The following is a 15509-nucleotide window of genomic DNA, read 5'->3' as shown; positions in this document are numbered from 1 at the left end:
CCCTGGGCTGGGCTACCCCGGCCGAGGTCCTCAACGAGTTCCTCGTTGCAACAACCACTTGACCCCAAGGCGCCGAAGTTGCCCCTGGTAGCAAGATCACCGTGAAAAAGGGGACCTGAACCCGCCCGGGCGGACAGAAGGGCAGCAGAGCAGCAGGAGCAGAGGACCTGGGCCACAGGTGTCAACCGCACCGAAGCAGCATCTCTGGAACACGTCAGTAGTCCAGGGGGTGGCGAGCTACGGGCCTCGCCCTTCTCCAGAACCAGACGTAGAGCGACACAGCACGTCCCGCGAGGTGCGTAGCGGCCTCCGAGTACGCCGACATCAAACCTCACAGGGCCCAGCCGGACGAACACCGGGCCCAAGCCACCCCAAGGGGTGTCCTGAAGCCCGACCACAGACCGTTTGAAGGCACTACCCTCGCAGCCCCTTGCACCACAGCGGGTCTTGAACCCCGACCACAGACCGTTTGAAGGAGCACCCACGCGGCCCCCTTCACCCCAGGGGGTCTTAACCCTGTGCCCCCACCTCCGCGGAACGCCCGAGGGGCGGGACGAACGAATCGTCCCGCCCCTCGGCGGCGGTTCAGTACCTCGCGCTGTCCTGCACTTGTACTGCACTCGCGCGACCCCGCGCCGGTACGTCGGGGTTCGGGAAGACCTAGAAGGCCTCCTCGGGGACCTCCATGAGGCCCAGGTTCACGTTCTGGGCCACCTTCAGCTCGGACTCCACGCGCGGCAGGAACTGCTCGGCGAAGAAGCGCGCGGCGGCGATCTTGCCGGTGTAGAAGTTCTTGTCGTCGTCGCTGGCGCCGTCGAGGCTGTTCAGCGCGATCTCGGCCTGGCGGAGCAGCAGCCAGGCAAGAACGACGTCACCGAAGGCGAAGAGCAGACGGACCGAGTTCAGGCCCACCTTGTACAGCTCGCGGGAGTCCTCGGCGGAGCCCATCGCGTGGCCGACCATGAGCTCGACGATCTTCTCGGTCTGGCCCAGGGCGGACAGCAGGAGCGCGCGCTCCTCCTTGAGCTGGCCGTTGCCGGCGTCGCTCTCGGCGAAGGCCCGGATCTCGGCGGACAGCTTGCCGATGGCCTGGCCACCGTTCTTCACGATCTTGCGGAAGAAGAAGTCCTGGGCCTGGATCGCCGTGGTGCCCTCGTAGAGGGTGTCGATCTTGGCGTCCCGGATGTACTGCTCGATCGGGTACTCCTGCAGGAACCCGGAGCCGCCCAGGGTCTGCAGGGACTCGGCGAGCAGGTTGTAGGAACGCTCCGAGCCCACACCCTTGACGATCGGCAGCAGGAGGTCGTTCATGGCCTCCAGCTCGGTGACGTCCTCACCCTTGGTGTGCGCGATCTGGATCGCGTCCTGGGTGGTGGCGGTGTAGAGGACCAGCGAACGCATGGCCTCCACGTACGCCTTCTGCGTCATGAGGCTGCGACGCACGTCCGGGTGGTGGGTGATGGTGACCTTCGGGGAGTTCTTCGCCCCGGCGAGGTCGTTGCCCTGCACGCGGTTCTTGGCGTACTCCAGGGCGTTCAGGTAACCCGTGGACAGGGTCGCGATCGCCTTCGTGCCGACCATCATCCGCGCGTACTCGATGATGAGGAACATCTGGCGGATGCCGTCGTGCTTGTCGCCGACGAGGTAACCGATGGCGGGGTGCTTGTCGCCGAAGGTCAGCTCACAGGTGGTGGAGGCCTTGAGGCCCATCTTGTGCTCGACGTTGGTGACGTAGGCGCCGTTGCGCTCACCGAGCGAGCCGTCCTCGTTGACCAGGTACTTCGGCACCAGGTAGAGCGAGAGGCCCTTGGTGCCGGGGCCGGCGCCCTCGGGGCGGGCCAGCACCAGGTGGAAGATGTTCTCGGTCATGTCCTGCTCGGCCGAGGTGATGAAGCGCTTCACACCCTCGATGTGCCAGGTGCCGTCGCCCTGGTCGGTGGCCTTGGTGCGGCCGGCGCCGACGTCCGAACCGGCGTCCGGCTCGGTCAGCACCATGGTGGCGCCCCAGCCGCGCTCGATGGCCGTCTCGGCGAACTTCTTCTGCTGCTCGTTGCCCTCGGAGTGCAGGATGCTCGCGAAGCCGGGACCGGCCGAGTACATGTGGATGGAGGGGTTCGAGCCCAGGATCAGCTCGGCCGCGGACCACACCAGGGAGCGGGGGGCGCCGAGGCCGCCGAGCTCCTGGGGGAGGTCGAGGTTGTACCAGCCGGCGTCCATGTAGGCCTTGTAGGACTTCTTCAGGCTCTCGGGGATGGCGACGGTGTTGGTCTTGGGGTCGAAGACCGGGGGGTTGCGGTCCGCGTCCTCGAACGACTCCGCGACGACGCCCGTGGCGAGACGGTTGATCTCGTCCAGGATGGTGCGCGCGGTCTCCTCGTCCAGCTCCTCGAACGGGCCCTCGCCCAGTACGTCTTGGCGCTTGAACAGCTCAAAGAGGTTGAACTCGATGTCGCGCAGGTTGCTCTTGTAATGCGTCATGGACAGCTCCGCTGTGTCCCTGGCCGCGGTGTCTGTACACGCGGATCTACCGGCTAGTAACAAGTCAATGTTACTACTGAGTAGCTGCAGACGCCAGTGACGATAGACACTTGTGTCCTCCAGGTCAGGCCGGGAGGACGAAAGAGCTGTTCAGGGCGGTCCCCCCGGTGTTCCGGGCGGAAGTATGGCCGCGCTCCCATCCGCCTGGTGTCCCCGCACGCCGGAGCCGTGTTTCGGGAGCGGTCCACGGCGCGGTGGTCCTGTCCCCGGGGCGGCCCCGGCCGCCGGGGGCCGAACTGTGAGCAGGATCACCGGTGGCCGGCGGGATCGGTCCCGACCGGAAGCAGGGTGAGCACCGTCCGGTCCACCCCGTCCAGGTGCAGCAGGGCGTTGGCCGCGTCGTCGGCGAACCCCGACACCACCAGGGACCGCAGCCCCAGCGCCGCCGCGCACAGCGACAGGTTCTGCGCCACGTGCCCGCACTCCTGGAACAGCAGCCGCAGCGCCCGCTGGCCGTACCCCTCGCGGAGCCGCCCCAGGTCACCCACCAGGAGCACCAGCGCCCCCACCGTTCCGGCCACGGCCCCGGGGTGACCGTCGGCCTCCGCGCGCAGGAACGGCGAGAGCTCGACCAGCCGGTCCACCGCCGTTGGGCCGTCCGCGCGCAGCAGCCGGTGCTCCTCGGCCCGGTAGCGGTAGGTGCCCGGTTCCAGCCCCCGCACGTGCCGGGCCACCACCCACACCTGGGTGGCGTAGGCCGCACCCGGCGAGGGGTGGGTGCGCGGCGGCACCCGGTGTCCGGACCGCCCGTCGCCCCTGGGCTCTCCGTCACCACCGTGCCCTCCCGCACCACCGGACGGCCCCTCCCCACCGTGCCCTCCGGCACGGCTGTGGCTGACCCCGGCCCCGTGACCGAGCAGCGCCGACAGCTCGTCCAGGCCCAGCCGGGAACCGTAGTCGCCGTGCCAGCTCGCCCGCTCGGCGAGCGCCCCGCCCAGCGGCGCGGTGAGCGGAACGGGCTCGGGGAGGGCGACCAGCGGAGCCCCGGCGGCCTCCGGCCGGACCCCCTCCGCGGGCACCGGCCGCGGCAGGTGGGCGCCTCCGATGGTGTCCGGAAGGTACTTGCTGGCCTCGGCGTACACCCGGTCCGGGGCGCCCACCCCGGGCTCGAAGTAGTCGCCCGGCGGCTCCCAGCGGGGGTAGCACAGCGACAGCAGCCAGGCCACCCGGCGTTCGTCGTCGATGTCCAGCCCGAGCCGGTTGTGCGTCATGTGCAGCAGCGACCACACGATCCGGTCCAGGCCGTTGGCCAACCCCTCCTCGGCGCCGATCTCCCGCAGCCGCCCCACGGCCTCCCGCAGCCCGCGGTCCCACAGGTGGTGGGTGGACGAGCCCTCGCCCGCCACCAGCCGCTCCACCCGGGGCCGCCGCTGCAACCACCGCGAGGGCGCCGAGTGGAAGAGCCGTTCTGCCTCGGCCCTCGCCCGGCTCCCGCCACGGGCGACCTCGGCCGAGTAGTCCCAGGTGGCGTAGTACCCGCGGGCCTGCCGGACGGCCTCCACGTCGTCGAACCCGAGCACCCCGAACGCCAGCGCGGTCAGGTCGGCGGCCACCACCTGCCGCTGGTGCGGCTCGGGTGCCGAACGCAGCACGGCGAGCGCGATCCGGGTGCTCACGGCGAAGAAGTCCTCGCAGACCTCCAGGGCGCGCGGGCCGCCGTACCGCTCGGTCTCGGGTTCGTACACCGCCTCCAGCACGGCGCCGTCGGCGTACCAGCGCTCCGGGTCCGCCCTGGGGAGGTCCGCGTAGTAGGCCTCGCTGTCCAGGGCCAGCGCGGACGCCGAGGTCCTCTCGGCCAGGGTCCGCATCCGCTCGGCGAAACCCGCGACGGCCGCTGCGTCGGCGTTGAGGAACCGGGCCCGCAGGTGCGGGCCGCCGTCCCAGTAGCGCAGGTAGAACCAGTCCTCGGCGTGCCCGGCGGCGACCAGCTCCTCCGCGTGCGGGGCCAGGTGCTCCAGGAGGAAGGAGTCGATGTCCGTGCGGCTGCGGTGCAGGTACACGTACACGGCGGACCAGGTGCGGGTCATGGGATCTCCGGGGGGTCGGTGTCCGGGGCCGCGTCGACCGGGACGTCCAGGTAGGTGCCGCGTTCGGAGCGCACCCACAGTTGGTAGGCGGGGGTCTGCCCGGGGGCCAGGCCCAGGGCCGCCGCCCAGTCCTCCTCCGAGTAGTTGCGCATCGGTCGTGCGCACAGCCCGGTGGCGGCGGCGCCGAGGCAGCCCCACTGGGCGATCCAGCCGAGCAGGGTGTGCAGGACGGTTTCGGCGTGCCGGGCGCCGTGGGCGCGGGCCCAGGCGGGGAAGTCCACGGCCAGGGTGTACCCGAGGGTGGCGGAGAAGTTGCTCTCCCCGGTGCGAGGGACCCCGCGTGCGGGCCCCTCGGAGCCGTCCGCGCGGAGTTCGCGCACGGACCGCTCGTCCACCCGGTCGCCCTCCAGCACGTGCCGGTACAGCCGCAGGGCGTCCGGTTCGGGGAGGGCCCCGTGAACCGCGGCGAACGCCTCGGTCAGTCCCGCAGTCACCGCCGAACCCGCCTCCGGGCTCACGTACGCGCTCGTCACCAGGTTCGCCGTGGAGACCCCGCTGGTCCGCTCGTCCAGCCACCCGCGGAGGGAACGGCCCGCGGGGGAGGCGGCAGCCGCCACCCGCGCCGTGGCTTCGGGGGCGATGCCCACGGCCCCGGGCGGGGCCTGGGAGGCCTCGTTGCTCCCGGGCGCCCCTGAGGCCCCGGCTGCCCCGGCTGCCCCTGAAGCCTCGGCCGTGCCGGGGACTTCAAGGGCCTCGGGGACCGCCGCACCCCTGCCGGGATCGGGGCCGGTGCTGATGGCCGCGATGGGGGTCATGCCCCCGGGGAGCAGCGGGGCGGCCTCCGCGCAGGCCAGGTGGGCCGGGTCCGGGTGGGTCCGGGGGCTGAGCCCGGCCCGGGTCAGGGTCAGGCCGAGGGTCGCCAGCAGGTGGCCCCCTTCCAGTCGGGCCAGGGAGGGGCGCAGGCTTCCGTACTCGGGCGGGTACCGGTGAGGGTCCACCGCCACCACCAGACGGGCTTCGGACAAGACCTCTTCCCCTTCCCCCTCCCGTTCCAGGTCCGGTAGCGCCTCGGCGTCCCCGACCGGCTGGAGCGCGTGCGACTGCGGGTCCACCCGCAGGCACCACCGGCCCCCCTCGCGGGGCAGCAGGAACAGGTCCGCCCCGAACAGGCCCCTCGGGGAGGGGTAGGCGCGGTGCACCGGGTACCGGTCGGCCGCCGAGATCCGGCGCACCCGCACCGCCTCCACGCACGCGGCGAGCAGGCGCTGCGCTGGTGACCACGGTCCGCCCAGAGCGGGGAGGGCGGCGTTGAGGGCGCGCAGCGGGGCCAGGGCGGGCAGGCGCGGTCGGACCTGCCCCGGGACGGGCCGGGCCAGGCCGTTGGACGGCTCGCCACCGAAGAACAGCGTCTCGACCCGGGCCACGTCCTTGCCGTACGACTGGGCGTGGAAGTGCGCGAGCGCGCTTTCGAGCCCGCTGCGGCGCGAGGCACCGGGGGCGCGGTGGACGCCGGAAGAACCGCCGGTCACGGGAACGGATGCGGTACCGGGTACGTCGTGCCGGGCGTCCCCCATGGAACTCCTCCCTCGAACAGCTCGGATGCGCGGGTCAGCCGCTCCAGGGAGCGGGTCCGGCGGTGGGTGTGGCCGAAGGTCATCGGCAGGGCTCCGGGGACGATCACCTTGACCGAGCGGGTACCGGACGCCTCCGTGTACGGTGCGCTGCTCTGGTCCACGACCACCGCGTCGAGCCCGAGCCCGTGCACGGCCGCCAACCGTTCGCGCAGCACCGAGGCGAGGTCGGTCCCGGCGAAGGAGGACGGCCAGCCGGCGGTGAACCGGTCCATGCCGACGCTGCCGCCGGGGTGCTCCAGGAACTCCCACAGGGGCCGGGCCTCCCACAGCCCGTGCATGCCGGTGTGGTCCTCCAGGGTGCGGACGAGGGTGAAGTCGTCGAGCATGGGGCGGCACCGCTCCACCGACACCGAAGGCCGCATCCGCACCCACTTGGGGTACATCAGCGCGTTGGTCGCGGTCTCCTCGACCGCTGCCATCAGTGCGCGGCGCGGGTCCGGGTGGGTCCCGGTGGCCAGGCTGAGCGCGGGCGCCCGGCCCTCGCGGACGGCCTCCTCAGGCGCGGTCACCACGGCCATGACGGTCGGTACCCCCAGGTCGCTGGTGAGGTCGTACAGCCGCAGGCGGAGCCCCCGCTCGGTCAGCAGGTCCGTGAGGTGCAGCAGATCCGGGTCGTCGGCCCCCTCGATCAGGCGCAACCGGGTGCGCGAGTACCAGGCGAGCAGGAAGGCGTCCCGCTCCACCACCTCGAACAGGCCGTACAGGACGGCCTCCGCCAGTGTCCCTCCCACGGCGCAGCCGTTGGAGGACTCGTACAGGAACCGTTCCCGGGAGCTGCCCGCGTGCCAGTACGCGACGTGCTCGGGGACCAGGACGCGGCGCCGTTCCCGCGTCGACCACCCCCACACCCAGCTGGTGGGCGTGTGCGGGGTGTAGGGGACGGGCTCGAACGCGGGGTGCCCGTACCACTCGGGTTCGTGCAGGCCCAGGTCGGCGGGGTCGACGGCGTCCTCGGCCACCTCCGCGTACGAGCCGTGCACCGTGGCCGCGCCGGACAGGCGCCTGCCTCCGGTCACCCGCTCCACGCCCTCGAGGAAGGCGGGCACCTCGCTGGCGGTGAAGCGGGTGGAGCGCCCGTAGCCGCCCTCCCGCACCGCGCGCCCGGGGGCGACGGTCTCGCAGGTCGTCAGGGCCAGGGGGGACTCCTCGTCCCGGTAGACGTGGGCGACGGGCCCGAACCTGAAGTCGAGCAGCCGCTCCCGCAGGCCGAGACGGTCCACGGCGCGGGTGCGCAGGGCGTCGCCGACGACCGGCTGGGCGGTGTCCAGGTCCGGGCCGCGGCTCCCAGCGGCGTCTGCGGCCGGACCGTCGACGGTGTCCGCCGCTGCGAGCCCCCGGCCGCCCGGGAAGCAGTGGCCGCAGTCCGGGTGGGGGACGAAGCGGTGCCGGGTCACCTCGCCGGTGCGGCAGTCCAGGGCGAGCAGGCACAGGCGCAGGACGGCGGGGTCGGTGGCGCCGACCAGTTCGGCGAACACGTCCGCCCAGAGGTCGAAGAGGCCGGTCGGCGCGGACCGGTCGGGGACCGTCTCCCCCTCCACGTCGGCACGCCACAGCCCGGCGCACCGCGAGCAGCCCGGCGACCCGTCCGGGGTCCACGGGCCCAGGACGGCCAGGGCGCCGCTCATCGCGGTGTGCAGGACCCCGTCCGACACGGCCACCGCACACGGGGCCTCCAGGGTCGCGCCCACGGGGGACGGGTTCAGGTCCATACGGCCACCGCCGAGTGCACTCCGCGGGAGCGCCAGCCCCCGGAGCCGCCCGGCGCGGACACCCGCACCGCTCCGGTGCCGAGGGCCCACCGGGCGAGCGCCGAGGTCACCGCCTCCGTACCGGTTCCCGACCGCGCCAGGACGGCGCGGGGCGCCTCCTCGGCGAGCCGGACCGCCGCGACCGCCCGGAGCAGTGCCTCCCGGACGCAGGCGTCGGGGTCGGGGGAGACACTGGCCCCGAGGACGGTGTCGGCCCCGACGGTCGTGTTGCCGGGGTTCGCACCGTCGGCCGGGACCACCCGGGACCGCAGCAGCCCGGTTCCGTCCAGCTCCTGGACGGTCAGTTCGGCGGGCACACCGCACCGCAGGGTGAGGGCGGTCCACATCCGGCGGGCGGCGGGTGACAGGACCGGGGGTTCGACGTCCTTCCAACCGTCCTCCCCGCGGTTCAGGACGAGGTCGCCCACGGCCGCGCCGACCGCGGCCGACGGCGTCAGCCCCAGCCCGAGTCCGGCGGCTCCGGCCCCGGCGGGCTCGCCGGCAGGGGCCGCCGGGCTGCGCCAGACCACCTCGTGCAGGGCGTTGACCAGGGCGTCCTCCCTGGCCTGGGCGGTGGTGAACCCGCATCCGGCGCGGTCGCCGGACAGGGCCAACCCCACCGGGAGCTGGGGCAGGTCCCCGGGGGCCGGTTCGGTGAGGGGGCCGAACACGCGGTCCCACAGGTGGGTGAGGGCGTCCAGGCGGTCGGGGACCACCAGGGGGCCCGGTTCCGCTCCGGGGGCCGCCTCGGGGTCCGCGTCGGGGACGGCCGCCCCGGGGACGGCCGCCCCCGGGGCGGCCGTGCCGGTGGGCGGCGGTTCCGGGGCGGGCAGCGCGCTGGGCGCCGTCGGATCCAGCGGCTCCTGGACGAGGAGGGTGTGCGGTTCGCTGACCAGCTCGTCCGTGGTCACCATGAACTCGGGATCCGGCTCGGCGGCGTCCGCGGCGTCATCCCCGACGCTCCGCGCCACGTGTGCGACCAGGGCCAGCGCCGACTGGGCGGCGACCAGGGCCCGGGTGACCCGCAGGGCCGCCCCGTCCGGCTCGCGGTACGCCGGGTCGGGTTCGCGCCGGTCGAGCCAGGCGCGCAACCTCCCCGACAGGTCCGGGGTGCCCGGGAGGTTGCGCGGCCCGGTCAGCCAGAGCCCGCCGTCCGCGGCGACCACGTACTCGGACTCCCCGCCGGACTCTCCGCCGGATTCCCCACCGGGCTCCTCGCCGGCTCCTTCGCCTGGCACGCGGATCCGGGCGGTCAGCAGCACCGGTCCCCCCGGCCCGGGCCGGGGGTCGGCGTGCACCTCGCCGAACCCGGCCCGGGCCAGGGCGCGCCGGACCTGTGCCTCCAGCAGCGGGCACGCCGAACGCACCCGGACCGTGCTCGTGCGCAGCGCGGCCAGTGCGGCGTAGGGGCGGCGGGTCGCCGCCTCCAGGTGCGGGTAGGCGGCCCGTTCCGCTTCGGTGAGGGACGCGGGTTCGGGTTCGAGTTCGCGGAGGAAACCGTGTTCCTCCAGTTGGTCGAGGATGCCCGCCAGGAAGGGGCGCCCCTTCTCCGGGAAACCCCCCAGCAGGGAGGGGCGGTCGAAACCGGCGCGCAGGGACGGTTCCAGGGCCCGCCACACGGCGTCGGCCCGGGACCCCCGGACGACGACCGCGGTGGCGCCCATGCTCAGCGCCACCCCCTCGGCCGCCAGGGAACGGGCGCGCACGGCGCTCTTGAGGCGCACCGGGGGAGGGGGCCCGGGCGGGGTCCCGGGGTCCGGGCCGGTGCCGGTCGGGGTTCCGGTGGTCTCAGGCATCGCCCACCCACGGGAGGGTCGGCCGGAGCTCCGGGTCGCTGCGCTGGTGGTCGACGACCCTGCGGACCGTCTCCTCCCAGCGCTCGCCCACCACCTCCTGGGCGGCCTCGGTGAACAGGTACGCCACCGAGTACCGCTGGATCGGGGTGACCCCCATCAGCGGCAGCAGGTCGAAGAAGCAGTTGATCAGGAACCGGAACGCCGCGAACCCGTACCCGTCGCCGAGCCGGGTGAAGTCGAGTTTGCGGAACTCCCGGTGGAAGTCGCTGTAGGAACGGTCGTCCGAGCCGCTCCAGCGCACCCGCACGTCGTCCCCGAACCTCGCCGCCTGCTCCTGCCGTTCCGGGTGCGGGAACGGCAGGATGTGGTCCTGCCCGGCCAGGGCGACCGCCTCGGGCAGCCACCGGTCGGCCCACTCGGCCCAGTCCAGCGCGAGGGGGTCCTCGCCCGTGCCCTCGTGCACCCCGCGCAGGGAGGCCACCAGCCCCTCCCGCTGCGCCAGGTAGGAGGCGGCCAGCTGTTCCTGGGCCCGCCCCTGCGGGTCTGACCAGTGGAAGTACTCCTTCCAGTGCGAGAGGAAGGCCTGGTAGCCCGATCTGAGCCCCCACTCGGGGTAGCGCGTCGCGATCGCGCCCATCCCGGCGAACACGTTCGCGAACACCGCCCGCTCGCCGCCGCGGCCGCCCGCCTGCCCGGCCACCCGGGAGAGCCCGTCGGTGAGCACCCGGCCCTTGAGCGCGACCGCCTCGGGACCGCGCAGGAACGTGTCGACCGGGTCGCCGACCAGCCCCCGGGTGGAGTTGTCCGGTTCGATCGGGGCGTAGGGGCCCTCCACCAGTTCCAGGCGCCCCATCCGCCGGGAGAACTCCTCGTACCGGGCGGGGTCCAGCCGCCGCCGGGAGGGGTACCGCCGCAGGAAGTCCCGGACCTCCTCCCGTGCCCCGGCCACCGCGGCCTCCACCGCGTCCGGGGCGCCGTCCGCGTAGAGCACGCAGTGCGGTCCGCGCAGCCAGTGCAGGTGCAGCCAGGCCGCGGTGACACCCTCGCGGGCGGCGGCCGTGCGCGCCGCGGGCAGCAGGCAGTCGCCGAGCAGGGCGCTCTTGTCGCTGTCGTGGTAGTTGACTCTGAGTCCGACGGTCAAGGGGTCAGCCTCGCTTCGCCTGGGGGATCGGGGGGTTCGACGGACCGGGGTCGTCGGCACCGCCGTGGTCGGCGGGCCGGACGCGGGGGACCGTGGAGAGTTCGAGGAAGACCTCGCCGGCGTGGGTGCCCGAGGGCCCGTTCGTCACCGGGTGCTCCTGCGGGTGCGGGCGCAGCTCCTCCGCCATCAGCGTCGGGCCCAGGTGGGCCAGGCGTTTGGCTGCGGTCCCGGTGTGCAGCCTGCTCAGGAAGTCCACGTGCTGGGGCTTGGGCGCCATGGCGCGTTCCAGCGGACCGAGCCTGGCTCCCTGGAGCGGCCGGACGAACACCTCGTCCGGCAGGTCCCGGCGGGCGCGCTGGACGTTCACCCGCCGGTGCAGCTCGGCGGGGGACTCCCCGGGCCGGGCGGTGAACACGGACGCGTCCAGACCCCACCTGCGCCGGAACAGGGTGAGGGAGCCGAAGCCGATCCTGGGCGTGCCGCCCTCGAAGCCCTGAGCGGTCCAGCGTTCGTGCAGGTCGATGGTGAGGTCGCCGAAGGAGAAGAACGGCGAGTCCGCGACCATCGCCACGAGCATCTCGTCGTAGGGCAGTGCGTGCGGCACCAGGAAACCGGTGTACACGGGGTCGACCTCCCGGCCGTCCCCGCGGACCAGGCGCAGCCCGAGCGGGGTGTGCACCAGGGTGAGGTCGCGGGCGGCGGGGCCGGGGAGCAGGGTGGGTTCGTCCCGCAGGGCCAGCTCCTCCTCGGCCAGCGCGGGTGACAGGTTGGCGTTGAACCCCAGCGCCGACCGCATGTGCACGGTGTCGGCGTCCTCCGGTCCGAGCCGCCGCACGTGTTCGGCCACCCGCTCCCGGACATCGGGCGGCAGTTGGCCGAGGAACCGGCTGAAGTACCGGGCCCGGCCGCCGTAGAGGTGGTTGACCACCAGCTCGTCGTCGGCCATCTGGCCGAACACCGCGAAGGAGCGGCGGGCGGCGAACTCCCGGTCCGGCAGCATCGCCGCGACCTCGTCCACCGCCTCCGGGTCGACCTCCGCGTGCTCCCCGCCGGAGCGGCCCAGCTCCACCAGGTGGTCCACGGCCCGTCGCCGCGCGGCCAGGACCCGTAGGAGGTCCTCGTCCGCCCCGGCCAGCGCGGCGGGCTCACCGCCCATGAGCGCCTGGGTCAGGGGGAAGGCCGCCCTCGCGTGCTGGGCGAAACCCTCCAGGTCCGGGCAGCGCCCGCCCCGGCCGTACCGGGAGACGAACACCTGCTCCAGCGCGCCCGAGAGCACCCGCTGGTCGTCCAGCGCGAACAGCAGGGGCATCAGCCGGCCCAGGTCCGCCGACCACCGCCGGGTCCGGCTGCGCCCCGCCGGGACGCCCCGCGACACCAGGCAGTCCTCCACCACCGGGGAGGTGGCCGACCCCGGAACACCCACCGCCGCCGACCACAGCCGTTGCAGCCGGAGCACACCCTCGGCGCGTCCGGCCCCGTCTGTCTCGGCGAAACCGGACAGCACCTTCTCGGTGTCCTCGAAGGCCGTCGCCACCCGGGCCGCGGCCTCGCCCGGAAGCGAGCGGGCCAGCCGGTGCCAGCGGCGGGTGAAGTCGGGGGACTGTTCGGCCGCGGGCGACCAGGGGACCAGGACACCCGCGCCGATGAGCTGGTCCAGCACACCCAGGGCCCGCTCGGCGCCGCAGCCCAGGTCGGCGGCGACCGCGTCGCGCAGCCCGTCCAACCGCACCGGCGCGGCCGCCTGTCTCTCCAGGACCGCCACCAGCCGGCCCCAACTGCCGGTCAGGGGAATCCGGACCTCCTCCTCGCCGAAGGCCTCCGCGCGCAGTCCGGGGGAGGGCGGGGCCCAGCGGCGGCGGCGCACCACCAGCCGTTCGCCCCGGTCGTCGGTTTCGCGCCGGGCGCCCCCGGTGAGCACCCACTCCAGGCCCATCCGGGCCTCGGGGTCGGCGGCCAGGGCCCGGGCGGCCTGCCGGGGCAGCAGGCGCCGCAGTTCGGCGTGCGAGGTGAGGCGGAACGGTTCGCCCCCGCCCCCGGCGTCCTCCCGCGGGTCCGGCCCGCCCGTTTCCTCCAGAGGGGCGAAGTGCACGCCGGTGTGGAGCGAGTACGGGCTGACCTTCAGGGTCGACCGGGAGAAGTACCGCACCAGCGAGGCCTCGGCCTTGCGCATGCGCTTGTCCGGCTCTCCGGTGGCGGCCGCCCGCGCGGCCACCGCCCGGTGCAGGTCGGGGCTGGACAGGGCGGTGGCCCGGTCGACCCCCGGGTCGCGCGCCCAGGCGGCCAGGACCGCGCGCTCCTCGCGCAGCGAGTCCCCGTGGGCGGCGTCCATGCGGTCGGCCGCGGCCCCGGTGGCCCGCCAGCTGGCCACCCACCGCCGCAGCAGTGCGAGTTCGCGGGTGATCGGGTGCGAGTACAGGGACTCCCGGGGAGGGCGCCGGTTGAACACGGCGCGTTTGGCTGCCAGGGCCTCACGCCGGTAGGCGTCCTGGTGCGGGGTGCCCGACCCCAGTTCGGGGGCGGCCCGGTGCAGCTCGTCGAGGAGCCGCTCGCGCAACCGCTCCCGTTCGTGCTCCTCCCGGGCCAGGGTGGCGACCAGTTCGCCGTCCACGGCGGTGACCGCGTCCCCGGGGCGCAGCCACCGGTGCGGGTGGGGGTTCACCCGGGAGACCAGGTAGGGGCCCTCCACGACCTCGAAGGACCGACCGGCCGGGGCCTGTGCGAGTTCTGACGACGGTGTGCTCAACCCTGCGCCCCCTCGGAGTCCCGGCGCCGGTTCCTGGCGGAGCCGAACCCGCGCGGCTCCCGCTCCGAGGCCCACCGGAACCAGCGCAGGGCCACCACGGTCCCCAGCAGCGACCAGGCCAACAGCAACCACACCGACGGCCAGTCCCACACGGGACCGGACTCGGAGAGGGCGCCCTGGATGAGGACGGTGAGCGGTCGGCCCGGAAGCAGGTCCGTCACCGCGCTCACCGCGTCCCCCAACGGTAGGACGATGAACCCGCCCGCCAGGAAAGCGGCCGGGAAGAAGATGCCGTTGACCATGGGCACGGCGGCGTCGGCGTTCGGCGGCAGCAGGGAGGCGGCCGCGCCCAGCGGCGCCATGCACACGAAGCCGAGCAGCAGCGCCGCCAGCAGTGCGGGCAGACGCGCCGGGTCGACGGTCACCCCCATGCCGAACAGGCCGATCGCGGTCACCACGCCCAGCACGATCACCGCGGTGAGCAGGGTGTTCACCAGGTAGGCGCCCATCACCGTCGCGGGGCTGACCGGGGTGGTCCGGAAGCGCTTGAACAGTCCGTGGTGGCGGCGGATCGCCAGGCCGATCGCGACGTTGGCGAAGGCGACGGACATCAGCGCGAAGCCCAGGATGCCGCCGAAGCTCAGGTTGGCCTGCGTGATCCCGTGTTCGCCCACGAGCCGGACCTCGTCCGCCTGGGAGCGGAACGCCAACCCGAACCCCACGTAGAACATCACCGGCATGAGCACGATGAACGCCAGGGTGATGGGGGAGCGCCAGAACTCCTTGATCTCACCGTCCACGTGCAGCCGGAAACTGCTCGGACGTCGGGTGCGCGGCGCGCGGCGGGCCGCCCCGGGGCCGGTTCCGGTGGTGCTCATTCGCTCTTCCCCGCTCCCAGCGCGCCGTTCTCCGCGGCACCGCTCTTCCCTGTTCCGTGTGCTCCCGGGGCGCGGCCGCCGGAACCGTTCTCGATCATGGCCACGTAGGCGTCGTCCAGGGTGGGCGGCACGATCGTCAGGCCGGTGATCCGCGTCCCCTCGTCCTCGGCCCACGACCGCACGCGTTCGACCACGGAGTCCTGGTCGTCGGTGAGGATGCGCACGCGCCCGTTGACCAGCTCCGCCCCCTCGGGCAGGCGTCCGCCGACCCCCTCGGGTTCGGCGAACTCCACCACGGTGAACGCCGCCGAACCGCGCACGAGCTCGTCCGGGGTGCCGGAGGCGATGAAGTCCCCGTCGCGGATGACGTCCACGCGGTCGGCGAGTTCCTGGACCTCGGTGAGGTCGTGAGAGGTCAGGACCACGGTCGTGCCGCTGTCGCGCAGCCCCGCCACCAGGGCGCGGATCCGGCGGCGCGAGACGGGGTCCAGCCCCGTGGTGGGCTCGTCCAGGAAGAGCAGCTCCGGCCGCCCGGTGAGTGCCAGCGCCAGGTCCAGGCGGCGGCGCTGGCCGCCGGAGAGCGACTTGACCAGGGCGGACCGCTTCTCGGTGAGCTCCACCTGTTCGAGGACCTCGCCGACACCGAGCGGGTCCGGGTAGTAGGAGGCGTGGCGGCGCAGGATGTCGCGCACCGAGAGGTTCGGCTCCAGCATGGTCTGTTGCAGGACCACACTCATGCGGGTGCGGAGTTCGGCGAAGTCGCGGCGGTTGCCGGGGTCGAGCCCGAGCACCTCGACCCGTCCCGAGGTGCGTCCCCGGTGTCCCTCCAGGATCTCGATCAGCGTCGTCTTGCCCGCCCCGTTGGGGCCGAGCAGTGCGGCGATCCGTCCGGTGGGCACTTGGTAGGAGATGCCGTGCAGCACCTCTCCCTTCCCGTAGTCCTTGGTGATGTCCGTGGCGTTGATCGCGTACACGTGCGGCCCTCGTGGTGCGTGTGCTGGGGG

Annotated in this window: 9 protein-coding genes; all 9 read right to left on the bottom strand. The window is 73.7% G+C overall.

Translation table 11 applies throughout. From position 1 onward, the window contains the following. Positions 1-660 precede the first annotated feature (660 nt). The 9 genes from IE195_RS24335 to IE195_RS24295 all read right to left on the bottom strand — a co-directional run bounded on the left by IE195_RS24335 (position 661) and on the right by IE195_RS24295 (position 15479). Complete coding sequence (locus IE195_RS24335) at positions 661-2478, bottom strand: acyl-CoA dehydrogenase (RefSeq protein WP_191275692.1); 1818 nt, start codon at positions 2476-2478, stop codon at positions 661-663. A 308-nt stretch (positions 2479-2786) separates the two neighbouring features. After that, complete coding sequence (locus IE195_RS24330; RefSeq protein ID WP_191275690.1) at positions 2787-4565, bottom strand: thiopeptide-type bacteriocin biosynthesis protein; 1779 nt, start codon at positions 4563-4565, stop codon at positions 2787-2789. Beyond that, a complete protein-coding gene (locus tag IE195_RS24325; RefSeq protein ID WP_191275688.1) occupies positions 4562-6139 on the bottom strand; it encodes a hypothetical protein in 1578 nt (525 codons plus the stop codon). The genes IE195_RS24330 and IE195_RS24325 overlap by 4 nt, the downstream gene beginning before the upstream one ends. Next, complete coding sequence (locus tag IE195_RS24320) at positions 6091-7908, bottom strand: YcaO-like family protein (RefSeq protein ID WP_191275686.1); 1818 nt, start codon at positions 7906-7908, stop codon at positions 6091-6093. Before IE195_RS24320 ends, IE195_RS24325 begins: the two co-directional genes overlap by 49 nt. Then, on the bottom strand, positions 7899-9743 hold the full coding sequence (locus IE195_RS24315; protein WP_225942294.1) for a hypothetical protein: 1845 nt from the start codon (positions 9741-9743) through the stop codon (positions 7899-7901). Before IE195_RS24315 ends, IE195_RS24320 begins: the two co-directional genes overlap by 10 nt. Next, positions 9736-10884 carry a lantibiotic dehydratase C-terminal domain-containing protein gene (locus tag IE195_RS24310; protein WP_191275684.1) on the bottom strand — a complete coding sequence of 383 codons (1149 nt, stop codon included), beginning with the start codon at positions 10882-10884 and terminating at the stop codon, positions 9736-9738. The genes IE195_RS24315 and IE195_RS24310 overlap by 8 nt, the downstream gene beginning before the upstream one ends. A gap of 4 nt (positions 10885-10888) precedes the next feature. Continuing rightward, positions 10889-13627, bottom strand: coding sequence for a lantibiotic dehydratase (locus tag IE195_RS24305; RefSeq protein WP_225942295.1), 2739 nt, complete (start codon positions 13625-13627; stop codon positions 10889-10891). Beyond that, complete coding sequence (locus tag IE195_RS24300) at positions 13624-14505, bottom strand: ABC transporter permease (RefSeq protein WP_191275682.1); 882 nt, start codon at positions 14503-14505, stop codon at positions 13624-13626. Before IE195_RS24300 ends, IE195_RS24305 begins: the two co-directional genes overlap by 4 nt. After that, a complete protein-coding gene (locus IE195_RS24295) occupies positions 14502-15479 on the bottom strand; it encodes an ABC transporter ATP-binding protein (RefSeq protein ID WP_191275680.1) in 978 nt (325 codons plus the stop codon). Before IE195_RS24295 ends, IE195_RS24300 begins: the two co-directional genes overlap by 4 nt. Positions 15480-15509 lie beyond the last annotated feature (30 nt).

This window comes from Nocardiopsis terrae (assembly GCF_014651695.1).
In the GTDB taxonomy this organism is placed as follows: domain Bacteria; phylum Actinomycetota; class Actinomycetes; order Streptosporangiales; family Streptosporangiaceae; genus Nocardiopsis; species Nocardiopsis terrae.
The sequence above is the reverse complement of the archived record's forward strand: the minus strand, read 5'-3'. Positions and strand labels throughout refer to the sequence as shown.